Below are 24,540 nucleotides of genomic sequence, written 5' to 3' on the forward strand. Positions count from 1 at the left end.
GGCGGTCCCCCCCCCCACGGGTGGCCCAACGGCCCCTTCGTCCCCGTCAGCGAGTGCCGACCGCCGCGCGCACGGCGCGCCGGGCCAACTGGCAGTCGTCGTGCAGCCGCCGCAGCAGCAGCCTCTGCTCTTCGCCGGTCGGCGCAGCGCCCGGGTGGGCCGTGCCCGGAGCCGCCGGGGCCGGATCGTGCATCGAACGCTGCACGGCCGTCTCGTAGGTACGGATCTCACGCGTCAGCACCAGCATCAGGTTCACCAGGAAGGCGTCCCTGGACGCGGGCCCCGCCGACTGCGCGATCTGGCTGATCTGACGACGTGCGACCGGTGCGTCCCCGAGCACCGACCACAGGGTCGCCAGGTCGTAACCCGGCAGGTACCAGCCCGCGTGCTCCCAGTCCACCAGCACTGGACCGGCCGGTGACAGGAGCATGTTCGACAGCAGGGCGTCGCCGTGGCAGAACTGGCCCATGGCCTGCCGTCCGGAGGCCTGCGCGATCCCGTGCAGCAGCTTCTGCAGGTCGCCCAGGTCCCGGTCGGTGAGGAGGCCCAGCTCGTGGTACCGGGAGATCCGCGCCGCGTAGTCGAGCGGGGCGTCGAACGTACCCGCCGGAGGCCGCCAGGCGTTCAGCCGGCAGATCGCGCCGAGTGCCGCTCTGATGTCCGCCCGGGGCGGCGCCTCCGCCGGGTGCCGCTGGAGCGCCGCCACGCGGCCCGGCATTCTCTCGATCACCAGGGTGCAGTGGTCCGGGTCCGCCGCGATCAGTCTCGGCGCCCGCACGGGTGGCCGGTGCCGGACGAACGAGCGGTACGCCGCTATCTCGTGGCGGATCCGCTCGGACCAGGCGGGCGAGTGGTCCAGTAAACACTTGGCGACAGCCGTGCTGCGACCGGTCGTGCCCACCAGGAGCACGGACCGTCCGGTGCGGCGCAGCACCTGCACCGGGGCGAACTCCGGGCAGATGCGGTGCACGGACGCGATCGCCGTGCGCAACTGCGCGCCCTGGGGGCCGGACAAGTCGAGTCTCCCGCTGAGCGGTTGGGTACCGAGGACCGCGCCGCGCCGAGCCCGCCCCGCGCCGAGCACGGGAGCCGCCGGCCGCGCGGGGGCGAGGTAGGGGCCGCTGTCCGTGGGACGCGGGTGCAGCGACCGGGGCGGTGCGGACACGGAGGACGATGCTGCGTACATGGGCGAAACAGATCCCTTCGTGTGCCTGCGACGACAGCGCACCACCCGGCCCGGACACCCAGGAGAACCCTGGGGAGTGCCCCTGGCGACCGGGGCGGGGTGGCGCGTTCCTACCTGACACCGGATGGCCCGTGGCACACCATCTGGCGCACCCTGGCGAACCCTGGCGAATAGTCGCCCGGCAAGTCTCCCCGGGCTACTGTCAACTCAGCCGAGAACCTGGGGGCTTGACGTGAGCGGACAACCCAACACCCGGCTCGCGGACCTGTTCGGCCTGGCCGGCTGGTCCAAGGGCGAACTCGCGAGGCTGGTCAACCGGCAGGCGGCGGCCATGGGCCATCCCCAGCTGTCGACCGACACCTCCCGGGTGCGGCGGTGGATCGACACGGGCGAGATCCCGCGCGATCCGGTGCCGCGGGTGCTGGCGGCTCTGTTCACCGAGCGTCTCGGCCGTGTCGTGACCATCGAGGACCTCGGTCTGGTCCGGCACGGGCGTGCGGGGAAACGGCAGGGCGGCGGGAGCGCCGATGCTCCCGACGGCGTGCCGTGGGCGCCCGAGCGGACGGCTGCGGTCCTCACCGAATTCACGGGAATGGACCTCATGCTCAACCGACGCGGCTTGGTGGGCGCGGGCGCCGCGCTCGCCGCGGGATCCGCACTCAGCAGCGCCATGTACGACTGGCTGCACTCCGACCCTTCCCTGGCTGCCGACGCCCCCGACCTCGACCATCCCCTGCACGCCGACCCCGCTGGGTTCGACCGCTACGAGGCCGCCCCCATCGGGGCGCAGGAGATCGAGGAACTGGAGCGCTCGGTCGAGGTGTTCCGCGCCTGGGACGCGGCCCGCGGCGGCGGGCTCCAGCGCAAGGCCGTGGTGGGCCAGCTCAACGAGGTGGGCGGCATGCTCGCCTACCGTCACCCACCCCACCTCCAGCGGCGCCTGTGGGGCGTCGCCGCCAACCTCGCCGTCCTGGCGGGCTGGATGTCGCACGACGTCGGCCTGGAGCCCACGGCCCAGAAGTACTTCGTCATCGCCGCGCACGCGGCCCGAGAGGGCGGGGACCGGCCCCGGGCGGGCGAGGCCCTGTCCCGCGCGGCCCGCCAGATGGTGCACCTGGGCCGGCCGGACGACGCCCTGGAGCTGATGAAGCTCGCCACGTCCGGCTCGGGTGACGAGGTGCTGCCCCGCACCCGGGCGATGCTCTGCACCATCGAGGCCTGGGCGCAGGCGTCGATGGGCAAGGGCCAGGCCATGCGCCGCACGCTGGGGCGGGCGGAGGACCTGTTCGTCTCCGACAAGGCCGACGTCCCGCCCCCGGACTGGATGCAGACCTTCAAGGAGGAGGATCTGTACGGCATGCAGGCCCTGGCCTACCGCACGCTCGCCGAGTTCGAGCCGGGCGCCGCGGCGCACGCCCAGCACTACGCGGAGAAGGCCCTCGCCCTGCGGGTCGACGGCAGGCAGCGGTCGAAGATCTTCGACTACCTGTCGATGGCGTCGGCCTGCTTCATCGCGGACGACCCCGAACAGGCCGACCGGTACGCGCGCCTGGCCCTGGTGTCCATGGGATCGAACTCCTCCCACCGCACCTGGGACCGGCTGCGCCAGATGTACCGGCTCACGGCCGAGTACTCCGGCTACCCGAGGATCCAGGAGCTGCGGGAGGAGATCAAGCTCGCCCTGCCCAAGACGAAGGGCAGGGGCGGCCACCACGCACAGACCTGAGTTCCTACGCCGAGACCTTGACCATCAGTACACAGGCGTTGTCCTGGCGCTCGCCCTCGCCGAACTCCTCGACCAGGGCCCCCAGACAGTCCTCCGCGGTGCGGTTCCCGGCCAGCCGGGGTGCCAGACCGAGGAGGGACTGTGCGGCCTCCGCCCGCGTGTGCCCGGGCACCAGTCCGTCGGTGTGCAGGAGCAGCAGGTCGCCCGGTTCGAGTGTCTCTTCGGCCTGCCCGTAGACGGCGCCCGAGGTGGCGCCGAGCAGCACGCCGTCCGGGGCGTTCAGCACCCGCCCCGTCCCGTCGCGGAACAGCAGCGGGGCGGGGTGTCCGGCCTGCGCCCACACCAGGGTGCGGGTGGCGGGCCGGTAGCGGCAGCAGACGGCGCTGCCCAGGACGGGTTGCACGGTGGCGTCGAGTAACTGGTTCAGCCAGGCCATCAACGGCCCCGGCTGGGCACCGGCCATGGCCATGCCGCGTACGGCACCGAGCAGCATGGTCATGTTCGAGGTGACGCCGACCCCCTGGCCGGTGAGATCACCGACGCTCAGCAGCGTTTCGCCGTCGGTCAGTTCGAGCGCGTCGTACCAGTCGCCGCCGAGGAGTGTGGCCGTGGAGGCCGGCAGACGGCGGGCGGCGAGGTCGAGGGTCCTCGGGCCGCGGTGCGGGAGCCGCAGGGAGCCGCGCCACGGCGGCAGCGCGGCCTCCTGCAGCTCGACCGCGAGCCGCTGCTCGCTCCGCGCGGCCTCCTGCCGGTGGCGGAGCGAGTCACGGGTCTCGCTCACCACCCGCTGGCTGCGGCGCAGTTCGCTGACATCGCGCAGTACGGCCCACATCGAGGCGGTGCTGCCGTCGGCGTCGAGCACCGGTTCGCCCATCATGTGCAGGGTCCGCACGTCGTCGGCCCGGCGGGCGACGCGGAACTCGCCGTCGATGGGCCTGGCGTCCACGAGGCAGTCGGTGACCATCGCCGTCAGCTTCGGCCGGTCCTCCTCCACCACCAGCGACGGCAGTTCGTCGAGGGTGAGCGGGGGAGCTGCCGGGTCGCGGCCCAGGATGCGGTAGAGCTCCCCGGACCAACTGGCCCGGTCGGTCTGCAGGTTCCACTCGGCGCTGCCGACCCGGCTGAGCAGTGAGCCCGGTGCGGCCTCGGCGGGTTCCGGGTCGGCCGCCGCGGGCAGGGGACCGTCCCGCAGCTGGGCCAGGTGCTCGTCGAGGTCGTTGAGCTGGTGCAGGGCCAGGTCGCACAGGGCGCGTTGCCAGCGCTCGCGCGGGTGATCGGCTCCCTCTCCCTCGGAGTCGCGGCGCACCGCGTCCACGTCGCCCTTGAGCCGCCGGGTCTGCGAGATGAGCGCGTCGACCGAGCCGCGCGGGGGCGGTTGGGCGGCTGGGCGGTCCGCGGAGAGGTGGGACGGCATGACGCACTCCGATGCGGGACGGTACGACCAAGGCGGACGGAGGGACCGTTACGACTGTTGCACAGCCCGCGACGCCCTGTAAGGGATTCGACGACACACGATACGGTGGTGCTTCTGGCATATGCCACCGTCTCGCGGAGTTACTCCGAGGTAGCTGCGGGGGACGCCGCCAGGAGATCCAAGTCGTAGCGTACACACGGGACTTGAGGGGCCGTCGGGACCCCGGTCGAGGCTGCTCCGCGTGTTCGACGGCCGTCTGTTCGAGCCTGCGGGGCGGGTCCGCGAGGCGGTCGGGGAGACGGGTCCGCCGGGCGGGTCCGCGAGGCGGTCGGGGAGACGGGTCCGCCGGGTGGGTCCGCGATCAGTAGCGCAGCACCCCGGCCATGCCGTCCGCCTCACCGAGCATGCCGTCCGGCACGAAGCGGACGTCCGCCCCGGTCTCCAGGCACTGCTCGACGATCTCGTCCACGATGTCCTCGCGGGAGTCGAGGTCGCCGGACTCGGCGAGGACCAGATGGTCTCCCGCGTCGCGGACCGTCACCCGGTAGTTCTCCTCGACGGCCAGTAGCCGGACGCGGCCCTCCCGGGCGCTCTGCCACAGCTCGTCGACACCGGCCGCGAACTCCCGCCGCCCGCGCGCCGTCTCAAGGGCCCGGGCCACGGCGTGCGTGCTCCTGCGGGCCTCCTCCTCGACCACCGGCCGCACGGCCTGCCACACCGTCTCGGGGGTCCCGTGCGCGAGGCCGCCGTGCGGAACGTGCACCGCGTCCCGGGCGGTGACACCGACCTCCTCCAGCAAGGAGAGGGCGGCCGGCTCGCCGGTGACATAGAGCGTTCTCGGGTGGTCGCGCAGCACGGCGGCCATCGCGAGGTCGGCCTCGCGGAGGAACCGGCGCGTGCGTTCCTCCCGGAAGGCGCTCGGGGTGTCGCCGATCCGCTGCTGCCGTTCCGGGTCGAAGTTCTCCACGCGCCGGGTCAGCGGAAAGCCGCCGACGCGGGCCGCGGAGACCCGGTCGACGCCGCCGTTCCACAGGGTGACGCGGTCCGCGGCGAGGGAGAGGATCCAGAAGGGCCGCCCGGCCGTCTGGGCGGAGACGAGGTTGCGGGTGAGGAAGGTGTCCGAGAGCACCACCCGCTCGGGGACGGGCCGGGTCAGCGACCACACCTGGTGCTCGCCGGGGGCGGCGAAGATCGCCAGACCGTCCTCGGCGTGGGTCAGGTCGACCTCGGCCAGTGCCCGGTCGAGGTGCCCGGCGACCTCGGTGCGCCGCTCGCGGGTGACGGCCGGATCGGCCTCCAGTTGCCGCTTGGCCTCGGCGACCACGTTGCGCAGCCGGACCTGGTCCTGGGCGTTGTAGGGATCACGCCGGTGTGTCGGGGTCAGCACGGAGACCGCGGGGTAGGGGCGCGGGCGCCGCAGCTCGGACAGGGTCGCGGGACTCAGAACGTGCTCCATGACAGAACGATAGAGCGAATCCGACATGAGGGCATTCGGGTGAAAGGCCCTCATTCGTCGTCGCGGTCGGAGCCGCAGGAACTGCCGTCCGGCGGCAGGGTTCCGTACAGCAGGAAGGCGTCGACCTTGCTGTGCACGCACTTCGACGAGCCGTAGCCGGTGTGACCCTCGCCCCGGTTGTCGAGCACCACCGCCGACGATCCGAGCCTCCTGGCCGTCTCCACCGTCCAGCGGTAGGGCGTGGCCGGGTCGCCGCGGGTGCCGACCAGCAGCATCCGCGGCGTCTCGACGTCCTTGACGTCGTCGCGGATGTAGTCGGTGCCCTTGGGGCGGCCGTAGCACATCAGTACCTGGGTGAGCCGGTACCGGCCGAACACCGGGGAGGCCTGCTCGTAGCGGGCGCGCAGCCGGCCGAGGTCCTCGGTGACCTGCGCGGCGGAGGGGCGGTCGGGATCGTCGGCGCAGTTCACCGCCATCAGTGCCGCCGGCAGGTTGTCGAGCGGGATGTCCGCCGGGTCGGTGAGCCCGGCGTGCGGGGTGCGCCGCGGCGGCAGGGTGAAGCCGCCGGACAGGAACGCCTCCAGCCCGCGGGTGTCACCGTCCTCCAGCAGCTGGCCGACGGCCCGCTGCAGCGACGGCCACAGTTCCCTGCTGTAGAGGCCCTGGGCGAGGGCGCCCGCGAAGTCCTGGCCGGTGAACGCCTCGCCGAAGTCGGTCGGCAGCGGGTCCTTGTCGAGCGACTCGACCACCTCCACGACGTGTTCCCGGGCCGCTCGGGGATCGCGTCCGAACGGGCAGGCGATGTCCTCGGTGCACCAGGTCAGGAAGTTCTCCAGTGCGGTCTGCTGCCCCTGGGCGCTCACCACACCCTGGTCGGTCAGCGGTTCGGTCAGGGTGTCGACGCCGTCCAGCACCATCCTGCCGACCTTCCCGGGGTACTGGGCCGCGTACACCGCGCCGAGCCGGCTGCCGTAGGAGAAGCCCAGGTAGTTGAGCTTGTCGTCGCCGAGGGCGTCCCGCATGACGTCCAGGTCGCGGGCGGCGTTGACCGTGCCGATGTGGGGCAGGACCGGGCCCGAGTGCTCGGTGCACTCGGTCGCGGCCGTGCGCAGCTCTTCGAGCACGGCCCCGGCCTCGGCCGCGTCGGCGTCGCCGTCCGTCTCGTCCAGGGCGGCGGTCGAGGCGTTCCCGCAACTGACCGGCGAGGAACGGCCCACACCGCGCGGGTCGAAGGACACCACGTCGTAGCCGTTCGTCAGGCCCATGAAGTCCTTGGCCCCCATGGCGAGTTGGGCCACGCCCTGGCCGCCGGGACCGCCGAAGTTCAGCAGCACCGAGCCCCGGGACCTGCCCGTGGCCCGGTACCGGGCCACGGCGAGGTCGAGGGTGCCCTTGCCGGGTTCGGAGTAGTCGAGCGGGACGGTGACCTTCCCGCACTGGAGGTCCTTCGGCATGTCCATGCCTTCGCAGCGCGACCAGGTGACCTTCTGGTCGTAGAAGCGCGTCAGGCCGGGCGGAGGGTCGTCGGCGGCCGGCAGTGCCGTGCCCAGCAGGGCCAGCCCGGCCGTGCCGGTGACCGCGCAGCGCCGTATCGAGGGGCGCGTGGACAGCTTGGCCAGCATCGATGCCTCCAGGTACGGACCGGATCGGTGCCCTCGCTCACCATAAGCGCGCCCCGGACGCCTCGCCTCCGGGCGGACGCCGTCGTGCGGCGAGCCGTGCGCCCGGTTCCGCCGCCCCGTCGCCGCCCGCACCCCGGGGCCCGCGTACGAAGGGCTTTACCGCTAGTTCGACAACCTGTCCGCTCGATGGAGTGAAAGGCGGATAAGCCATAACTCGGACCGGGAGCCCGGCGTTCTCCCCGGTGCGGGCGCATGCCCGCCGACGACGTTGGAAGGCAGGGGTCTTATGCGAAGGGTTACCCGAACCGGAGTGATCGCCGTCGCCGCCGCCTCGGGCGCGATGGCCGTGACCGTCCCCGCGTACGCCGGTTCCGGCGCGGACGGCTCGGCGGCCGGTTCGCCGGGGGTGGTCTCCGGCAACACCCTCCAGCTGCCGGTGCACGTCCCGGTGAACGCGTGCGGGAACACCGTGAACGTGGTGGGGCTCCTCAACCCCGCCGCCGGCAACCGCTGCGCCGACGAGGACGCCGGGCGGTCCGGGAGACCGGGGGGTTCCCGCGGCGCTGTCGCCGAGGGCGGCGGAACGGATTCCCCCGGCGTGCTCTCCGGCAACGGCGTGCAGCTGCCGGTCGACCTGCCCGTCGAGGTCACGGGCAACTCGGTGAACGTGGTGGGCGTCGGCAACCCGGCGACCGGCAACACCTCCTCCGACGGCCCCGGCGACCGCGACCCGGTCCGCCCCCGGCACCCGACGAAGCCGGACCCGGAGCCGACCGCGCCGCCCCGGACCCACCCGGATCCCCACCCGGACCCCCGGCCGGCCCCGCGGACCGTCCCGCACGCCAGGGGCGCCCTGGCCCACACGGGCACGGAGCGCGCCCTCCAGTCGGTCGCGGCGAGCGCGGCGCTGGTCGCCGGGGGGCTGGTGCTGCGCCGCAGGTTCCGGCCCGGGGCGGACGGCTGACCGGCAGCGGTCACACCGCCTCGGCCACCCCCGTGAGCAGCACCATGCCCGAGTCGCCGTAGTCCGGCAGGGTCGGGTCCACGTCGATGTGGGTCACGTCCAGGTCCCGGGTCAGCGGTGCGAAGACCTCCGTGACCGTCGTCGGGTTCACCGGGCAGCCCGGCCAGCGGGAGGCCGGCCCGATCCGGTAGGTCGGCATGTTCTCCATGAACGCGGCGACCAGGTGGCCGCCCGGCCGGGCCGTGCGGACGAAGGTGCGGCAGAAGTCGGCGAACTCGGCGAAGTCCTCCGTGACGCTCTCGGCGACGAAGTGCATGGAGGCCAGCCCGTAGGTGCCCGGCGGCAGGGACCGGACATCGGCGTGGACGACGTTCACCGGGGCCAGCGCCCCGGCCAGCGTCGGCGCAATCGAGGGGTTGAGGCTTCGGCACAGCGCGTGGAAGGGCAGCCAGCTCGCGTCGAGGCGGTGGCAGATCTGGTCCTCGAGGTAGGCGACGTTGCTCGCCCCGGCCTCCACGGCGTCGATCCTGCGGCACGCGGCCGAGGCGAGTATCAGCGGATACAGGTTCGGGCCCGCACCGAACTCCACCGAGCGGGCGATGCCGCCGGGAGGAAGACCCCGGTAGAACGCCGAGTGGTGCGCGATGACCGCCGCGTCCGACGCGTGCACCTCGCGGTAGTTCTCCGCGAGGTAGTCGGCGACCGGCCACAGGTCCCAGTCCACGTCGTCGTTGTGCGTCGTCATGGCCGTCTAGCCCTTCAGCCGCAGCGGGAACCGTTCCGACAACCGGGTCATCGTCGCGTTCAGGTGGTCGATGTCGGCGTCGGAGTTGAGGGCGGTGAGCTGGACACGGAAACCCACCCGGTCCCGCGGGACCAGCGGGTAGGCGGCCAGGGTCACGTAGACGCCCTCCTGCCACAGGAACGCGGCGACCGCGTCCAGGTCCGCGGGGTTGGCCAGGGGCACCTCCACGATGGGCAGCCGGTCCGAGTTCAGGCTGTACACCCCCATGGCATCCAGGTGGTCGAGCACCCGGACCGTCTTGCGGTACAGATCGGCCCGGATCACATCGCCCCGGCGGTCGTTGACGTCCAGTCCGGCCAGCGCCGTGGCCAGCGACGCCGTCGGTGAGGGACCCGAGTACAGATAGGGCGCCGCCGCGGTCTTCAGCCGGTTCTTCAACTCCGAGGGCAGCGCGAGGAAGGCCAGCAGGGACGAGTACGCCTTGGAGAAACCGCCCACGAGCACGATCCCGTCGTACGACTCCCCGGTGTGCCGCACCACGCAGTTGCCGCGCATGCCGTAGGGGCACGTCTCGCCCGGCCCGCGCTCGCCGATCACGCCGAAGCCGTGCGCGTCGTCGACGTACAGGGTCGCTCCCTGCGAGCGGCACACCGCCGCCAGCGCCGGCAGGTCGGGGATGTTGCCGCTCATGCTGTTGACGCCGTCCAGGCACACCAGCCGCGGCGTCCCCGGCGGCACGGCGGCCAGCAGGGACCGCAGTTCGTCGAGCCGCTCGGCGTGGAAACGGTGCAGGGTGGCGCCCTGCGACCGGGCCACCACGCAGCCGTCGTAGACCGTGCGGTGCGCGGTCGCCTCCACGAACACGTGCCCGTCCTCGGCGATGGCGGGGATCACCGAGGAGTGGATCAGCGTCAGCGTCGGCAGCAGCAGCGTGTCCGGCGCTCCGAGCAGCGCTGCGAGCCGCTCCTCGATGTCGGGGTACAGCCGCGGACTGCCCAGCAGTCGGGACCAGCTGGGGTGCGTGCCCCAGCGGCGCACGGCGGGATCGACGGCCGCCATGATCTCCGGTTCCCAGTCGAAGCCCAGGTAGTTGCACGACGCGAAGTCGATCAGCCAGTGGTCGCCGCTGCGGATGTGCCGCCCCCGCACCTCGTCCAGGACCGCGTCGCTCATCGGGCTCGTGCGGCGCAGATGCTCCAGATCCGCCCAGCGTGCCTCCCGGCGCCCCCGGGCGGCGTCGATCCGGGGCCGCCGCGCCGGCGGCGAGGCGAACGGACGGGCGCTCGGCTCCCGCAGCACCCGCGCGCTCTGCTCCACCGTCATCGGCCGGGCGAACAGGTACCCCTGGCCGAACCGGCATCCCATCCCGGCCAGCAGATCCCGCTGGGACGGGTCCTCGATGCCCTCCGCGATGACCTGGAGGCCCAGGGTGTCGGCGATCCGCACGATGCCCTCGACCAGGGCGACCTGCTGGGCGTCGCGCGCGATGTCGTCGATGAACGACTTGTCGATCTTCAACACGTCGATGGGGAAGTCCCGCAGGTAGCGCAACGAGGAGAAGCCGGTGCCGAAGTCGTCGACCGCGATGTGCACCCCGAGTTCCTTGAGCGTGTTGAGCACCGTCTGGAGGCGGTCGTCGCGGTGCAGCAGCACCGTCTCGGTCAGCTCCAGCTGCAGCGAGCCCGGTTCCAGCCCCGGTGTGCTCAGCGCCTCCCCGACCTGCTCGATGAACCCGGCGTCGCGGAACTGGCGGGCGGAGACGTTCACGCTGACGTACGGCGGCCGGGCGGGCCCGGGCAGGCGCTGCAGGTTCACGATGTCGCTGACCGCGTTCTCCAGCACCCATGAGCCGAGCGGGGCGATGTGCCCGGTCTCCTCGGCCAGCCTGATGAACTGGTCCGGCATGACGGGCGGCCGCTGCTCGTGCGGCCAGCGGACCAGCGCCTCGAACCCCACCACCTCGCCCGCCGCGATGTCCACGACGGGCTGGTAGCGCAGCGCGAACGCCTTGTCGGCGACGGCCCGGGCCAGCTGGGACTGCAGATCGTGCCGCTCGACCATGCGGCTGCGCAGCAGCGGCTTGAAGCGGCGCCACTGCCGTTTGCCCGCCGCTTTCGCCGCGTACAGCGCGAGGTCGGCGTGGCCGAGCAATTCCTCCGCGTCCGTGCTGTCGCGGGCGGTGGCCACGCCCACGCTGGCGGACACCGTCACCGACTCGTCGGCCAGGTCGAACGGACGGCCCAGGGTCTGGATCACCTGGGCCGCGAGCAGTTCCGCGTCCAGGGGCTGCTTGGCGTCCTCCATCAGTACGGCGAACTCGTCACCGCCGAGCCGGGCCGCGGTGTCGCTGCGCCGCAGCGTCCGGGACAGCCGGTTGCCGACCGAGACCAGCAGATGGTCGCCGACCCGGTGCCCCATCGTGTCGTTGACCAGCTTGAAGTCGTCGAGGTCGATGAAGAGCAGACAGGTCAGGGACGACTCGCGGCGCCCGCGCAGCAGGGCGCGTTCGATCCGCTCCAGCAGCAGGGTCCGGTTGGGCAGACCGGTCAGTGAGTCGTGGAAGGCCCGCTGCGTCAGCTCCTGCTCCAGCCGCCGCTGCTCGGTCACGTCCCGCAGGGTCACCACCAGGCCGGACACGGTGCGCTCGTCACGGAAATCGCTGAACCGGACCTCCACCTCGACGCGTCCCTCCCGGTGCCGCACCCACCAGTGGTCGTGCCCCGCCCACGGCCCTCGCTCGCGTACGGCGGTCAGCCCCCGCGCGGCCCGGTCCCGGTCGCCCGGATCCACCAGCTGCGGCAGCGGGACCCCGACGAGGTCGTCGGTGCCGAACACGGACCGCGCCGAAGGGCTGGCGTACCGGACGGTGTCGTCGTCCTCCAGGATCAGGATCACGTCGGCGGCGTTGCGGACGAGGGTGCGGAAGTACGCCTCCTTCTCCCGCCGACCGACTTCCTTGCGCAGCGCGACACGCTCCATGGCCAGGCCCGCGTGGGAGGCCAGGATCTCGAGGGAGCTCCGGGTCTCGTCGAGCTGCGGCTCGGGGGCGGCGACCAGCATGATGCCCGGCACGGCCCCGGCCGGACGGTCCGGCTGGGTCATGGGGCAGACCAGGACGGACGGCAGGCCGTTCAGTCCGGCCTGGAGGTCGGGGTCGAGGGCGGCCGGGCTCACCAGCCGGGTGCCGCGGCTGCCCAGGTCGGCCGCGCGCTCCCGCGGCAGGAGCAGGGTCTGGTGCGGTACGTCGGGACCCATCAGCCGGTCGACCGCCGCCCGGCAGGACCGGTCCACCTCCTCCTGCCGGAAGGCGGAGACCAGCGACGCGGCGGCTCCCCGCAGGGCCAGCTCCCTGCGGACCGCATGGCGGTGTGCGACGACCATTCCGGCCAGCCGGAGGATCACCAGGAGGAACAGCACGCCCGAGAAGGCCGCGATCACGGCGGCGTCCCGGGTCTGGCCGCTCAGGGCCTCCCAGAGGAGGATTCCCGGGGCGATGAGTGTGGCCACGGCGAGCATGACCAGCCGGCGCGGCGGCGGGAGGAGGGATTCCCGCTGGGGCACGGAGGCCGTCAGTTCGACCATGGACGGATGCAGCGCCGCCAGGCCCCAGGCGGTGTAGAAGACGACCCAGCCGAGGTCGAGGAAGCTGCCGGTCTCCCACACGTCGTTCAACTGCAGGATCCCGTAGCCGATGTCGGTGACGAGCAGGGTCACCGTGCCGGCGACCAGCAGGCGCACGGCGCGGTTGGAGCCGTTGACCGGGCTGGGGGTGAGCAGCCGGACCAGCAGGGCCAGCACGAGGATGTCGCCGAGGGGGTAGGCGATGCTGATGGCACGCTGCTGCCAGGTCAGGCCCTGGACGACGGTCAGCGGCTGCACCAGATAGACCCACACCGGCAGCGCGAGGCCGGCGGTGACGATCAGCGCGTCGAGCAGGCTCGGCAGGTCGCGTTCGGCCCACCGGTGCCGCACCAGCCCCAACAGGCCGAGCGCGATGAGCGGGTACATCGCGAGGTAGCAGGCGTCCGCCGGGGAGGGGAACGGATTGGACACCCCCACGTACTGCTCCATCACGAAGTAGTACGTGTCGCCCGCGATGAAGACCAGCAGGCCGGCCGCCAGGACCCACCAGGGCCACGGGTGGGCTGGCCGGTGGAGACGGGTGCCGATGAGGATGGCGCCGACCCCGGCCAGGCCCATCAGGGCCCACATGACGGGAATCATCACCGGCACGGTCATGTACACGACGGTGACGGCGGTGACCAGGAGGACGTAGACGACCATGAGCCGACGTGCCGGCAACGAGGACATGTGCCTCCCCCCGGTCGGGGAGACCGGCGCGTACGCCTGGTCTTACATCTGGTCCAATTGAAAACGATCGTAGGTTCGTGCGAGCGGCCCTGCATCTCGGGCAGGTGCCCGTGCCGGGAGTCAGCCGCGCCCGCGGTGGAACCTGAGATGCAACTCCTTCACCTGCTCGACGAGTTCGGGAACCGGACCGTCCACGACTACAGTGGGCGCCACCTCGTGCACGGGGAGTGGCCGGACCGGCGGCGCGGGGACTCCCAACTCGGCAAGCCACTGGCCGAGTTGTTCGGACGAGGCGACGTAGACGATCCGGCCGAGGCCGACCCAGGCATGGGCGGCCGCGCACATCGGGCAGTGCTCGCCGGAGGTGTAGACCGTGGCGGCCGCCCGCTGCGCGGGCGTGAGGTGCGCCGCCGACCAGCGGGCCAGCTCGAACTCGGGGTGCCGGGTGCGGTCGCCCGAGGCCACCCGGTTGCGGTCCTCGCCGAGGACGGTGCCGTCCCCGCCGGCCAGGACCGACCCGAACGGCTCGTCCCCGGCGTCCAGGGCCTCGGCCGCCAGCTCCACACAGCGGCGCAGGTGCGGCAGTTCCGTGTCCTTCACGACCATGCGGCAGGCCTTTCCCGAGACGACGCGTGATCGACAGGACCCTAGGGCGCCGGCCACCTGCGGGAAAGGAATGGGGCCGGGGGCCGGAGGGGTGGAGTGCCGGGGGCGGGGAGTTGGTGGGCGGGGGTGCCTAGGGCCGGGGGCTTGTTGGGCGGGGTGCCCAGGGCCGGGGACCCGGTGGGTGGATCGTCGAGGGCCGGGGACCTGGTGGGCGGGGTGCCGGGGGCTGGGGGGACCTGGTGGGCGGGGTGCCGGGGGCTGGGGGGACCTGGTGGGCGGGGTGCCGGGGGCCGGGGGGACCTGGTGGGCGGAGTGCCGGGGGCCGGGGATCTGGTGGGTGAGGTGCCGGGGTGCCGAAGTGTCTGGGGCCGAGGTCTCGGGGCCGGGAGGGTGGGCGGGCCGCAAAATCCGTTGCCGCGTGCTCCCGCCGCCTGCTGAAGTGGGCTCATGGATCATGCGGAGCTGCTCGCCCTCTTCGACCGTGACCTGCGCGTGGGCGCACGCCCGGACGGTCCCGACGCCCGGGTCGAGCGGACCGGCGGCGTCGTCCGCCAGGTCGCCTCCGCGCAGGGCTGGAACGGCATCGTGTGGTCCGACCTCGACGAGGCCGGGGCGGACGCGGCGATCGCCGCACAGATCGGCCACTACACCGGCCTCGGTCTCGACTTCGAGTGGAAGGTCTACGGGCACGACCGGCCGGCGGACCTCGGGCGGCGCCTGCGCGCGGCCGGGTTCACGCCCGAACCCGCGGAGACGCTGATGATCGGGGAGGTCGCCGCCGTCGCCCTCGACGCCGAACCGCCCGAGGGCGTGCGCGTCGAGCCGGTCACCGACCCGGCGGGCGTCGATCTCGTGGCCCACGTCCACGAGGACGCGTTCGGTGCGGACAGCTCCTGGCTGCGCCACCAGCTCCTCGCCCGGCTGTCGGCGGACCCGGACACCGTCGTCGCCGTCGTGGCGATGGCCGGCGACCGGCCGGTCAGCGCGGCCCGCATGGAACTCGTCCCCGGCACCCCCTTCGCCGGTCTCTGGGGCGGCGGCACCGTACGGGAGTGGCGCGGCCGGGGCATCTACCGCTCCCTGGTGGCCCACCGCGCCCGGGCCGCCGCGGCCCGCGGCTACTCCTACCTCCAGGTCGACGCCTCCGACCAGAGCCGGCCGATCCTGCGACGGCTCGGCTTCCTGCCCCTGACGACCACGACCCCGTACCTGTACCACTCCTAGCCGCACGGGCCGGGGCGGACGGACGGCAGGGGATGTCACGCATCCGGCCGCCCGTTTCGTCCCTTCGGGCTGGACATGAACGGGCCGGTCCAGGGCGCGGACCGGCCTTCGGTTCCCTTCCCGTGTCCGCTACGGCCTCGGTGCCGCCTTCGCCGCCGTGCCGGCGCACACGAGCCCCAGGATCACGGCCAGTGCGCCGATGATGATGCCGTTCCACACGACACCGGCGTCCGGGCTGTCGCCGACGACCCACGGCGAGATGATCATCCACACGCCCATGGCGCACATGGCCCAGCTCAGGCCGTACATGCGCTCGGGGGCGCGAGTGAACCCGAGTGCCAGCATGCCGATCGCGATCCCCATGATCAGGTTGTGGGTCACGAGGGCCGGCTGGCTGGTCGTGTAGTGGACTATCCACGGGGAGGTGGCGCAGTACAGACCGAGCAGGAACACCGGTCCGTCCACGAGCGCCACATCACGGCCGCCGAGCACGCGCGCGTAGCGGTCACGCATCTCGGAGGCGTCGGGGTGGGTGGTGATATCACCTCTGGTGGGCGAGACGTTGGCCATGACTCGTCTCCTTCATGGTGCAGGGCGACCGCTTCTGGAGGGGTGTGCGGTAATCGCCGCGTACGTGTCATTCTGCTCTTATTCAGCCTTTATGTGTAGAGCTCGGGGGCGTGCGGAATGACCCCGCGGTACATGTCCGGGCGGATCGGGGGCATCCGGATGTGTACGACAGCGACCGGCGACGTCGCCCGGGCGGGCGACGAGGAGCAGGGAGGGCAGCGGACGTGACCACGGCCATCGGCGCGAAGGTGTTGGAGCGGTTCCCGGCGGGGTCTCCGCGCGGATCCTGGCCCGCGGAGGAGTACGCGGCACGCCGCCGCGCCGAGGGTGAACCGGCCACCGTCGTGATGGACCTGGAGTCGGACGCCTTCCTCGTGGTCGTCCCCGAGGACGACTGAGCCCTCCGGCGTTCGCCCGGCACCCTCCGCCGTTCGACCGGCGACAGAACGCGCCCGCTCGGATCGTGCCGAACCGAGCGGGCGCGCGGGGCGTTTCAGGGGTGCCCCTCCCGACACCGTGCCGCCGGATCAACCCTGCAGCCGGGCGCATATGTCCGAGCGATGGCTGCCCGGCCTCCTGCACGGCAACGGCTACGACGGCACTGAGGTGACGCTGCGGCAACTCCTCGACCACACCAGCGGAATCGCCCACCACACCGACGACCCCGTCCTCGGTCACGACAGCGCGGGACCCGGCTTCCCCGAGCACCGGTACGACACCCACACACCCGAGGAACTCGTGGCGACAGCCCTGCGGCACGCACCGCGGCCCGGCCCCGAGCGCGAACCGTCGTACTCGAACACCAACTTCGTCATCGCCGGCATGGTCATCGAGAAAGCCACGGGCCACGACCACGCCCAGGAGATCACCCGCCGCATCCTTCGGCCGCTGAAGCTGCGCGGCACGTCGTTCCCCGGCACGAATCCCCACATGCCCGAGCCCCACCCCGTCGGTTACTCCCGGCTCCACCAGGACGCCCCCGACGCCGAGATCCACGACGCGACCGAACAGAACATGACCTGGCTGGGCGCGGCCGGCGACGTCATCTCCACCAGCGCGACCTCAACCGCTTCCAACACGCCCTCGTGAAGGGTCACTTGCTGCCCCAGCGGCAGATGAAGGAGATGTTCGAGGAGGTCCCGGCCGGACACGGCATCGGGTACGGACTCGGTGTCGAGTTCGCGCAGCTCTCCTGCGGAGTGAAGGTGGTGGGCAAGAGCGGCCGTACGAACGGCTCCCTGTCCGCGATGGTCGGCACCCCGGACGGCGAACACCAGCTCACCTTCAACATCAACGGAGACTGGCCGGCGCGCTCCTCCCTGTACACCGACGTCATCGAAGCGGAGTTCTGCGGAAAGGTCCCGAGCCAGAGGGGCGGGGCGTCCGCGGTGCCCCCGCTCGGCTAGGCGGACGCCAGCGAGCCGAGGTGCGTCCTGCGTACCTCGGCCGTCTGGCCCTGCACCAGCAGGAACATCCCCTCGCGCGCCAGCCGCTGTGCCCGGCTGCCCAGATCCATGGAACGGCCGCCCCCGGCCACGATCGCCGCGGTCGTGGCCGCGCGCAGGAGGTCGTAGGCACGGGTCTTCACGGCCAGGCGCTCCGGAACGCAGTCCGCCGGGTCGGGCCGGTCGGCCAGGGCGTAGGCCTCCCGGCGGACCTCGTCGAGCCGGGTCCGCAGCGATCGCGCCGTCTCCTCGCCGTCCGGGGCCCGCGCCACCAGGTCCAGTGCCGCGTACGCCACCCCGAACACGGCGGGAACGGTGTTGGCGGCCCGGGGGAGGTCGATCAGGGCGAACTCCTCCTGGGGGGTGCGCAGTACGACGGCCTCGTCCGGCACCCACAGGCCGTCCAGCTCCAGGGACACCGTACGGGCGGCGCTCAGGGCCGCGAGCCGCATCGGCGCCGACGGCGTCAGCCCGGGCTGTTCGTGTGCCTCGACGCACACGAACACCACCTCGGCCGTGTCCGTCACCCCGGCCAGCAGCATCACGTCGTTCAGCCCCCAGCCCGTGTACCAGGGCACCTTGCCCTCGAACCGCCAGCCGCCGTCCCGGGGAACGGCCCGGACCGGCACCCGGGGGAAGGCGCGGACATGGGCGAAGGCGATGCCGGCCATCAGCTCGCCCGTCGCCAGCGGACGCAGCAGCTTCTCCCGGACCGGTGTGTCGTGGGTGGCGATCAGCTTCACCGGTGTGTGGTGCTGTGTCTGCACGAACCAGGTGGAGCAGCACGCCCCGGACAGGATCTCCGCGGTCTCCCGCGCCACGGCGACGGGCGCGTCCGCCCCGCCATGATCCCGCGGCGCCACCACGCCGAGCAGCCCGGCCCGCTTCACCGCCTCGACATGGCTCGCGGGCACCCCCTCCTGGTCGACGCGTTCGGCCTGCGGGACGAGGAGCTCGTGCGCCAGCCGCCGCGCGCGGGTGACGAGGGGATGGGGTGTGGTGGTCATGGGCGCATTCTCGCGGCCGGGCGGAGCCGAGTGGGGACCCGGGGGTGTGTCGGCCCGGGGCGGCACCCATGGGAGCGCCGAGCGGGGGATGACGGCTCGTCGACCAGCGCGGATGCCGGCAGGTCCGTACCTGACTGGTCTACACCCTTGACTGGTACAGACCAACAGGGTTGAGTGTCCCTCCACAGCCCCCCACCACGGCCGCCCCGACGCCGTGACCGGACCACCGGTGCGCGCGGTCAAGGGCCTGCTCCACCCTGCCCTCGTCAGGGTGCGGCCGTGCTCCGCGAAGGAGTCGAACCCGTGTCGAGACGCCGTATCTCCGCAGTCCTGGCCACCCTCGCCCTCGCCGGCGCCGCGCCGGTGCTCCTGCCCGCCGCGAACGCCTCGGCCGCCGCCTGCTCCAGCTACCCGAACTGGACGGCGGGCAAGTCGTACAACGCCGGTGACATCGTGCGCTACACGGACGGCAAGGCGTACATCGCCGAGCACGCCAACCCGGGTTACGACCCGGTCATCAGCACCTGGTACTGGGAGCCGTACGCCTGCGACAACGGTCCGGGCACGCCCAACGCCCGCTTCGTCGTGAGCGAGGCGCAGTTCAACCAGATGTTCCCGAACCGGAATTCGTTCTACAGCTACAGCGGTCTGACCGCGGCCCTGAGCGCCTACCCCGGCTTCGCCAACACCGGCAGCGACACGGTGAAGAAGCAGGAGGCCGCGGCCTTCCTCGCCAACGTCAGCCACGAGACCGGCGGGCTGGTGCACGTGGTGGAGCAGAACACCGCCAACTACCCGCACTACTGCGACTGGGGCCAGCCCTACGGCTGTCCGGCGGGGCAGGCGGCCTACTACGGGCGCGGCCCGATCCAGCTGAGCTGGAACTTCAACTACAAGGCCGCCGGCGACGCGCTCGGCATCGACCTGCTGAACAACCCCTGGCTGGTGCAGAACGACTCGGCCGTCGCCTGGAAGACGGCCCTGTGGTACTGGAACACCCAGACCGGCCCCGGCAGCATGACCCCGCACAACGCCATGGTGAACGGCGCCGGGTTCGGCCAGACGATCCGCAGCATCAACGGCTCCCTGGAGTGCGACGGCAAGAACCCGGCGCAGGTGCAGAGCCGGGTGAACAACTACCAGCGGTTCACGCAGATCCTCGGCACGTCGACCGGAGGCAACCTGTACTGCTGACGCGGGACCGTGCGGCGTGGTGTCATGCGGGATGTCATGCACCTGACGGCTGACCGAAGGGCATCCTCCATGCGACTGCGCACCCCCCACGCCCTGCTCGCCACGATCGCGGCACTGGCCGCCGCGGTCGTGGCGCCCCAGTCCGCTGCCGTCGCCGCTCCGGCCCCGGGCACGTACTACGTCCAGAGCGCCACCACCGGCCTCAACGCGGCCGACAACGGCGGCGCGGTCGAGCAGCACAGACCCCGCGGCAACGAGGACCGCCAGCAGTGGCAGTTGAAGCCGACCGGGTCCGCCTACCTCCTGGAGAACACCGTCGCGCCCGGCAGCTGTCTCGGCCGCAGTGGCGACCAGGCCGCGACCGTCGCCTGTACGAGCGGCGACGCCGGGTGGGAGGTCGACCCGGCGGGCGCCGACCGGTACACCCTCACGGCGCCGGGCACCGCACGTCACCTCACCGTGGCGCCCAAGCCCTCCGGCGCCGACTACCCGGCGCGCCTCGCCCTCGGCGGCGCGGGCGACCTCGCCGCCTGGTACCTCACCCCGGTCGACCCGGTCACCTCCCCGATGCCGCCGCGGGACCGGCGCACCCTGGACCAGGTCACGTTCCTCACCACCCACAACGCCTACGCCAACGGCGTCGACGGCGGCTTCGCCCCGCCCTTCGTCAACCTCGTGCCCAACCAGACCCGCGGCATCGAACGCCAACTCGTCGACGGGGTACGGGGGTTCATGCTCGACATCCACCAGACCCCGGACGGCGCGATCCTCTGCCACAACAGCTGCACCCTCGTCAGCAGGCCCGTCGCCCTCTGGGTCGACCTCCAGCGCATGGTCGACTTCCTGAAGGCCCACCCCGACCAGTTCGTCACCGTCTTCCTGGAGGACTACGTCGACCCGGCCGTCCTGCGCGCCGAACTCGCCCGCGTGCGCGGCCTGTCGGACGTGCTCTACCGGCCCGATCTCACCGGGGTGCGGCAGAGCGGCTGGCCCACCATGACGGACCTGGCCGCCGCCGGCCACCGGCTGCTGATCTTCACCGACCACAGCCGCTCCGCCGACCAGGCCGCGGGCCTGACCCGGGACTCCTTCGGCGTCATGTACCAGCGGGAATGGACCGTCGAGAACCACTGGTCCATGGGCTCGGGCCTCGGCACCTCCGACTGGTCCTGCTACAGCCGCTGGTACGGCCCCGACACCAACATCCCGCTGACCCGCACCGAGCCCGGATTCCGTCCGCTGTTCGTCATGAACCACTTCCGCGACGTCCCGCTCGCCGGTACCGCCGGGACCGACAACACCAAACTCGCCGACCGCGCCCGGAGGTTCTGCCAGCCCGCCGCCCGCAAGAAGCCCACCTTCCTCGCCGTGGACCACTACGACCGCGGCGACCCCGCCTCCGCCGTCACCGCCCTGAACGCGTACACGTACCCGTGAACCGGCTGCGCCGGCCGCGGTGTCCCGTGTGAGACTCCGTCGATGAGCACACAGACGATCACCGCGGCCGCCGCGGGCACCTGGAGACTCGGCGACCTGCCCGTCCACCGCGTCGGCTTCGGCGCGATGCGGCTGACGGGCAGCGCCGCCTTCCACCACGGCACCCCGAGCGACCGCGACCGTTCGATCGCCGTCCTGCGCAAGGCGATCGACCTCGGCGTCGACCACATCGACACGGCCGCCTTCTACTTCTCGTCCCTGCGCTCCGCCAACGAACTCATCAACAGCGCGCTCGCGCCCTACCCCGACGACCTCGTCATCGTCACCAAGGTGGGGCCGCACCGTGCCTACGACGGCACGTGGGGCACCTCCGCGCGCCCGGAGGACCTGCGCGGCCACGTGGAGGAGAACCTGCGCCAGCTCGGCCGCGACCACCTGGACGTGGTCAACCTGCGCCGGATGCCGTCGTGGGAGTCCATCACCGAGCACTTCGGGGCACTCGCGGAACTGCGGGAGGCGGGTCTGATCCGCCACCTCGGCGTCTCCAACGTCACGGCCCGCCACCTCGCCGAGGCGCAGGCCATCGCACCGGTGGTCTGCGTCCAGAACCGGTACGCCCTCGACCGCCCCGACCCCGAGTCCGACGAAGTGCTCCGCCGCTGCGGTGACCAGGGCATCGCCTTCGTGCCGTTCTACGCCGTCGCGGGCGAGGCCGGTGAGCGCGGCGCCGTCACCGCCCACGACGAGGACGTCCTCGCCGTGGCCCGGGCCCATGGGGCGAGTCCCGCCCAGATCCGCATCGCGTGGACCCTGCACCAGGGCCCGCACGTCCTCGCCATCCCCGGCACCGGCGACCCCGGGCACCTCGCGGAGAACGTGGCGGCGGGCGCGATCCGCCTCACCGGCGAGGAGCTGCACCTGCTCGGCGCCCCGCGCCGAACCGTCGGTTGAGTCCCTGACGGGCCCGGACGCCCCCTCGGGCCCCAGCGCCTGAGCCGTGGGACCCGGGACCGCGGTGTCCGCAGCGTGAGTCCACCGGCCTACGGCTCCAGGTACTGGGCCTCGCCCTCGCCCAGTGACCAGTCGGCCGAGCCGTTCTCGGTCAGGACGACGAACACGTTCCGCGGCTCGGTGCCCGCGTACGCGTGGGCGAGCTCGGCGGTTCTGCGGTACAGGGCCCGCTTCTGTGCGGGCGTGCGCCCGGCGCGCAGGGTGATCGCGACGAAGACGATGCCCTCGTCGCGGTGCACACCCAGGTAGTCGTCGCAGCGCAGGGTGCCGCTCGTGCCGTCGTGGTCCACCAGGACCTGGAAGCGGTCGTCGGGCGGGATGCCGATTGTCTCGGTCATCGCGTCGTGCACGGCCCGGCCGAGTGCGGCGAGGCGCTCGGGGCCGGCCCGGAGTGTGTCGATACGGACGAACGGCATGGGACCTCCGATGGGCGAGGACGAGGCGAGGGCGAGGGCTGTACATACTAGTAGTTACAGCGGAGCGGGGCGGAGTCGCGCGGGCAGTTGCCCTCACGCGCGTTTTACGTATAACCTCACCGGTCAACCGCCCGCCCCGAGAGGCCCTGATGAGACGTATCGCCCTGGTCACCCTCGTCGTCGACGACTACGACGAGGCGATCCGCTTCTACACCGACGCCCTCGGATTCCGGCTCGCCGAGGACGCCCCCCGGCCCGACGGGTCCCGCTGGGTCGTCGTCGAACCCGGCACCCCGGGGACCGGTACCGGCCTGGTGCTGGCCCGGGCCAAGGGGGAGGCACAGGCCGCCCGGATCGGAAGCCAGACGGGCGGACGCGTCGGGTTCTTCCTGCACACCGACGACTTCGCCGGCGACCACGCCCGGATGACGGCCGCCGGTGTCACCTTCCTGGAGGACCCGCGACACGAGCCGTACGGGACCGTCGCCGTCTTCGAGGACCTGTACGGAAACCGCTGGGACCTGCTCCAGCCCGCCGGCTGACCCCCTTCCCCGCCGCATCACACCACCGGCTCGAACCACGCCCGAGGAAAGACCCGCCATGACTGCTACGCGCGTAGACGCCGATCTGATCCGCCGCCTGCCCAAGGCCGTGCTGCACGACCACCTCGACGGCGGCCTGCGCCCCGCCACCGTGGTGGAGCTGGCCGAGGCGGTCGGTCACACCCTGCCCACGACCGACCCGGACGAGCTCGCCGCCTGGTACTACGAGGCCGCCAACTCCGGTGACCTGGTGCGCTACATAGCCACCTTCGAGCACACCCTCGCCGTGATGCAGACCCGCGAGGGCCTGCTGCGCACGGCCGAGGAGTACGTGCTCGACCTGGCCGCCGACGGTGTCGTGTACGGCGAGGTGCGCTACGCCCCCGAGCTGAACACCAACGGCGAGCTCACCATGGCCGAGGTCGTGGAGACCGTCCAGGAAGGTCTCGCGGCGGGCATGGCGAAGGCCGCCGCCGCGGGCACACCCGTGCGGGTCGGCACCCTGCTGTGCGGGATGCGGATGTTCGACCGGGTGCGCGAGGCAGCCGACCTGGCCGTGGCGTTCCGCGACGCCGGTGTCGTCGGCTTCGACATCGCCGGCGCCGAGGACGGCTTCCCGCCCGCCGACCACCTCGCGGCCTTCGAGCACCTGCGCCGCGAGAACGTGCCGTTCACCATCCACGCCGGTGAGGCGCACGGCCTGCCCAGCATCCACCAGGCCCTCCAGGTCTGCGGCGCCCAGCGCATCGGACACGGCGTGCGGATCACCGACGACATCCCCGACCTCGCCGCCGGCAAGCTCGGCAGGCTCGCGGGCTGGGTGCGCGACCGGCGCATCGCCCTGGAGATGTGCCCGACGTCCAACCTCCAGACGGGCGCCGCCACCTCGATCGCCGAGCACCCGATCACCGCGCTGAAGGACCTCGGCTTCCGTGTCACCCTCAACACCGACAACCGGCTGGTGTCGGGCACCACGATGACCCGCGAGATGTCCCTGCTGGTCGAGCAGGCCGGCTGGACCGTCGAGGATCTGCGCACGGTCACCGTCAACGCCCTGAAGAGCGCGTTCATCCCGTTCGACGAGCGCAACGCCCTCATCCGTGACGTGGTGCTGCCCGGTTACGCCGCCGCGCTCTGAAGCAGTCCCCGCAGGTAGGCGGCCTGTCCGATGTGCTGGAGATCGTCGGACAGGACGCTGACCAGCCGCACGCCGAGCGTGACCGGCGGGTCCCAGCGCTCGTCGACGACCCGGTCCAGGTCCTGGGCGGCCAGGCCCCGCAGGGCGTCCAGGCTCTGCTCGTGCACGGCGTCGTAGTAGCCGGTCAGCAGGTCGCCCGAGTCGACCCGCACCCGGGCGACCTTGGCGGGGCTGTGGCCGTAGCCCGTGTCGCGGCGGGGCAGGTCGAGACCGAAGCGCTTCTCCCAGTCCTGGGACAGCCACACCTGTTCGCGGCCGAAGGCGTCGGCCATGTGGTCGTCCTGGACGCGGGTGAGGTGCCAGACCAGCCAGGCGATCGAGTTGGTGTCGGGGGAGGGGCGGGCGGTCAGCTCGTCCGGCCCGAGGCCCTCGACGGTGGCGTGGACTTCTTCGCGGATGCGGTTGAAACCGTCGATGAGGATGTCCTTCGCATGCATAGGTCCACCATCGCGCATCGCCGGGAATC

At 72.3% G+C, this 24,540-nt stretch carries 20 protein-coding genes and 1 pseudogene; 10 read left to right on the forward strand and 11 right to left on the reverse strand.

Annotated features, from left to right (window positions below):
- Positions 1-46 precede the first annotated feature (46 nt).
- Positions 47-1,186, reverse strand: coding sequence for an aminoglycoside phosphotransferase family protein (locus ACFV20_RS26800; protein WP_385660541.1), 1,140 nt, complete (start codon positions 1,184-1,186; stop codon positions 47-49).
- Positions 1,187-1,418: 232 nt separating this feature from the next.
- Here ACFV20_RS26800 and ACFV20_RS26805 point away from each other — a divergent pair, with 232 nt between their 5' ends.
- A complete protein-coding gene (locus tag ACFV20_RS26805; protein ID WP_385660543.1) occupies positions 1,419-2,912 on the forward strand; it encodes a hypothetical protein in 1,494 nt (497 codons plus the stop codon).
- A 4-nt stretch (positions 2,913-2,916) separates the two neighbouring features.
- Here ACFV20_RS26805 and ACFV20_RS26810 read toward each other — a convergent pair whose 3' ends face one another.
- The 3 genes from ACFV20_RS26810 to ACFV20_RS26820 all read right to left on the reverse strand — a co-directional run bounded on the left by ACFV20_RS26810 (position 2,917) and on the right by ACFV20_RS26820 (position 7,404).
- Positions 2,917-4,326, reverse strand: a complete 1,410-nt coding sequence (locus tag ACFV20_RS26810; RefSeq protein ID WP_385660546.1) for a PP2C family protein-serine/threonine phosphatase — start codon at positions 4,324-4,326, stop codon at positions 2,917-2,919.
- Positions 4,327-4,687: 361 nt separating this feature from the next.
- Positions 4,688-5,782: a chemotaxis protein gene (locus tag ACFV20_RS26815; RefSeq protein ID WP_385660548.1), complete on the reverse strand. Its 1,095-nt coding sequence runs from the start codon at positions 5,780-5,782 to the stop codon at positions 4,688-4,690.
- A 50-nt stretch (positions 5,783-5,832) separates the two neighbouring features.
- Positions 5,833-7,404, reverse strand: coding sequence for an alpha/beta hydrolase (locus tag ACFV20_RS26820; RefSeq protein ID WP_385660550.1), 1,572 nt, complete (start codon positions 7,402-7,404; stop codon positions 5,833-5,835).
- A 310-nt stretch (positions 7,405-7,714) separates the two neighbouring features.
- Here ACFV20_RS26820 and ACFV20_RS26825 point away from each other — a divergent pair, with 310 nt between their 5' ends.
- Positions 7,715-8,368 (forward strand): chaplin, encoded by a 654-nt coding sequence (locus ACFV20_RS26825; protein ID WP_385660552.1) that lies wholly within the window; start codon positions 7,715-7,717, stop codon positions 8,366-8,368.
- A 10-nt stretch (positions 8,369-8,378) separates the two neighbouring features.
- Here ACFV20_RS26825 and ACFV20_RS26830 read toward each other — a convergent pair whose 3' ends face one another.
- From ACFV20_RS26830 to ACFV20_RS26840, 3 genes are all read right to left on the reverse strand, one after another.
- Complete coding sequence (locus tag ACFV20_RS26830; protein ID WP_385660555.1) at positions 8,379-9,113, reverse strand: class I SAM-dependent methyltransferase; 735 nt, start codon at positions 9,111-9,113, stop codon at positions 8,379-8,381.
- Between the two features lie 6 nt (positions 9,114-9,119).
- Positions 9,120-13,424 (reverse strand): aminotransferase class I/II-fold pyridoxal phosphate-dependent enzyme, encoded by a 4,305-nt coding sequence (locus ACFV20_RS26835; RefSeq protein WP_385660557.1) that lies wholly within the window; start codon positions 13,422-13,424, stop codon positions 9,120-9,122.
- 120 nt (positions 13,425-13,544) lie between these two features.
- A complete protein-coding gene (locus ACFV20_RS26840; RefSeq protein ID WP_385660560.1) occupies positions 13,545-14,030 on the reverse strand; it encodes a nucleoside deaminase in 486 nt (161 codons plus the stop codon).
- 447 nt (positions 14,031-14,477) lie between these two features.
- Between ACFV20_RS26840 and ACFV20_RS26845 the strand changes: the two genes are divergently transcribed.
- Positions 14,478-15,254, forward strand: coding sequence for a GNAT family N-acetyltransferase (locus tag ACFV20_RS26845; protein WP_385660562.1), 777 nt, complete (start codon positions 14,478-14,480; stop codon positions 15,252-15,254).
- Between the two features lie 129 nt (positions 15,255-15,383).
- Here ACFV20_RS26845 and ACFV20_RS26850 read toward each other — a convergent pair whose 3' ends face one another.
- Complete coding sequence (locus tag ACFV20_RS26850) at positions 15,384-15,824, reverse strand: SPW repeat protein (RefSeq protein ID WP_385660565.1); 441 nt, start codon at positions 15,822-15,824, stop codon at positions 15,384-15,386.
- 224 nt (positions 15,825-16,048) lie between these two features.
- Here ACFV20_RS26850 and ACFV20_RS26855 point away from each other — a divergent pair, with 224 nt between their 5' ends.
- Complete coding sequence (locus tag ACFV20_RS26855) at positions 16,049-16,222, forward strand: hypothetical protein (RefSeq protein WP_385660567.1); 174 nt, start codon at positions 16,049-16,051, stop codon at positions 16,220-16,222.
- A 157-nt stretch (positions 16,223-16,379) separates the two neighbouring features.
- Positions 16,380-17,230, forward strand: a pseudogene (locus ACFV20_RS26860) (serine hydrolase domain-containing protein); the annotation flags it as partial.
- On the opposite strand, the gene ACFV20_RS26865 reads toward ACFV20_RS26860, so the two are convergent.
- Complete coding sequence (locus ACFV20_RS26865; protein WP_385660569.1) at positions 17,227-18,276, reverse strand: acyl-CoA dehydrogenase family protein; 1,050 nt, start codon at positions 18,274-18,276, stop codon at positions 17,227-17,229. The pseudogene ACFV20_RS26860 and the gene ACFV20_RS26865 overlap by 4 nt on opposite strands.
- Before the next feature lie 303 nt (positions 18,277-18,579).
- On the opposite strand from ACFV20_RS26865, the gene ACFV20_RS26870 reads away from it, so the two are divergent.
- The 3 genes from ACFV20_RS26870 to ACFV20_RS26880 all read left to right on the forward strand — a co-directional run bounded on the left by ACFV20_RS26870 (position 18,580) and on the right by ACFV20_RS26880 (position 21,858).
- Entirely contained in the window at positions 18,580-19,470 is an 891-nt protein-coding gene (locus ACFV20_RS26870) for a glycoside hydrolase family 19 protein (protein WP_385660572.1), read from the forward strand.
- Positions 19,471-19,545: 75 nt separating this feature from the next.
- Positions 19,546-20,907 (forward strand): phospholipase, encoded by a 1,362-nt coding sequence (locus tag ACFV20_RS26875; protein WP_385660825.1) that lies wholly within the window; start codon positions 19,546-19,548, stop codon positions 20,905-20,907.
- A 42-nt stretch (positions 20,908-20,949) separates the two neighbouring features.
- Positions 20,950-21,858, forward strand: coding sequence for an oxidoreductase (locus ACFV20_RS26880; protein WP_385660574.1), 909 nt, complete (start codon positions 20,950-20,952; stop codon positions 21,856-21,858).
- An 89-nt stretch (positions 21,859-21,947) separates the two neighbouring features.
- On the opposite strand, the gene ACFV20_RS26885 is transcribed toward ACFV20_RS26880, so the two are convergent.
- Positions 21,948-22,334, reverse strand: a complete 387-nt coding sequence (locus ACFV20_RS26885; protein ID WP_385660576.1) for a tautomerase family protein — start codon at positions 22,332-22,334, stop codon at positions 21,948-21,950.
- A gap of 149 nt (positions 22,335-22,483) precedes the next feature.
- Here ACFV20_RS26885 and ACFV20_RS26890 point away from each other — a divergent pair, with 149 nt between their 5' ends.
- Both ACFV20_RS26890 and ACFV20_RS26895 read left to right on the forward strand, forming a co-directional pair.
- Complete coding sequence (locus ACFV20_RS26890) at positions 22,484-22,876, forward strand: VOC family protein (protein ID WP_385660579.1); 393 nt, start codon at positions 22,484-22,486, stop codon at positions 22,874-22,876.
- A 58-nt stretch (positions 22,877-22,934) separates the two neighbouring features.
- Positions 22,935-24,014 carry an adenosine deaminase gene (locus ACFV20_RS26895; protein ID WP_385660582.1) on the forward strand — a complete coding sequence of 360 codons (1,080 nt, stop codon included), beginning with the start codon at positions 22,935-22,937 and terminating at the stop codon, positions 24,012-24,014.
- On the opposite strand, the gene ACFV20_RS26900 is transcribed toward ACFV20_RS26895, so the two are convergent.
- Positions 23,996-24,511, reverse strand: coding sequence for a DUF664 domain-containing protein (locus tag ACFV20_RS26900; RefSeq protein ID WP_385660585.1), 516 nt, complete (start codon positions 24,509-24,511; stop codon positions 23,996-23,998). The genes ACFV20_RS26895 and ACFV20_RS26900 overlap by 19 nt on opposite strands.
- Positions 24,512-24,540 lie beyond the last annotated feature (29 nt).

It is taken from the genome of Streptomyces sp. NPDC059696 (genome assembly GCF_042733745.1).
In the GTDB taxonomy this organism is placed as follows: Bacteria; Actinomycetota; Actinomycetes; order Streptomycetales; family Streptomycetaceae; genus Streptomyces.

What these genes read in the sequence shown, in the direction of transcription:
- ACFV20_RS26895 (WP_385660582.1), top strand. Translation starts at nt 22,935, where the DNA reads ATGACTGCTACGCGCGTAGACGCCGATCTGATCCGCCGCCTGCCCAAG.
- ACFV20_RS26900 (WP_385660585.1), bottom strand. Translation starts at nt 24,511, where the DNA reads ATGCATGCGAAGGACATCCTCATCGACGGTTTCAACCGCATCCGCGAA.
- ACFV20_RS26800 (WP_385660541.1), bottom strand. Translation starts at nt 1,186, where the DNA reads ATGTACGCAGCATCGTCCTCCGTGTCCGCACCGCCCCGGTCGCTGCAC.
- ACFV20_RS26830 (WP_385660555.1), bottom strand. Translation starts at nt 9,113, where the DNA reads ATGACGACGCACAACGACGACGTGGACTGGGACCTGTGGCCGGTCGCC.
- ACFV20_RS26885 (WP_385660576.1), bottom strand. Translation starts at nt 22,334, where the DNA reads ATGCCGTTCGTCCGTATCGACACACTCCGGGCCGGCCCCGAGCGCCTC.
- ACFV20_RS26880 (WP_385660574.1), top strand. Translation starts at nt 20,950, where the DNA reads ATGAGCACACAGACGATCACCGCGGCCGCCGCGGGCACCTGGAGACTC.
- ACFV20_RS26810 (WP_385660546.1), bottom strand. Translation starts at nt 4,326, where the DNA reads ATGCCGTCCCACCTCTCCGCGGACCGCCCAGCCGCCCAACCGCCCCCG.
- ACFV20_RS26840 (WP_385660560.1), bottom strand. Translation starts at nt 14,030, where the DNA reads ATGGTCGTGAAGGACACGGAACTGCCGCACCTGCGCCGCTGTGTGGAG.
- ACFV20_RS26865 (WP_385660569.1), bottom strand. Translation starts at nt 18,276, where the DNA reads ATGACCACCACACCCCATCCCCTCGTCACCCGCGCGCGGCGGCTGGCG.
- ACFV20_RS26835 (WP_385660557.1), bottom strand. Translation starts at nt 13,424, where the DNA reads ATGTCCTCGTTGCCGGCACGTCGGCTCATGGTCGTCTACGTCCTCCTG.
- ACFV20_RS26820 (WP_385660550.1), bottom strand. Translation starts at nt 7,404, where the DNA reads ATGCTGGCCAAGCTGTCCACGCGCCCCTCGATACGGCGCTGCGCGGTC.
- ACFV20_RS26890 (WP_385660579.1), top strand. Translation starts at nt 22,484, where the DNA reads ATGAGACGTATCGCCCTGGTCACCCTCGTCGTCGACGACTACGACGAG.
- ACFV20_RS26850 (WP_385660565.1), bottom strand. Translation starts at nt 15,824, where the DNA reads ATGGCCAACGTCTCGCCCACCAGAGGTGATATCACCACCCACCCCGAC.
- ACFV20_RS26815 (WP_385660548.1), bottom strand. Translation starts at nt 5,782, where the DNA reads ATGGAGCACGTTCTGAGTCCCGCGACCCTGTCCGAGCTGCGGCGCCCG.
- ACFV20_RS26845 (WP_385660562.1), top strand. Translation starts at nt 14,478, where the DNA reads ATGGATCATGCGGAGCTGCTCGCCCTCTTCGACCGTGACCTGCGCGTG.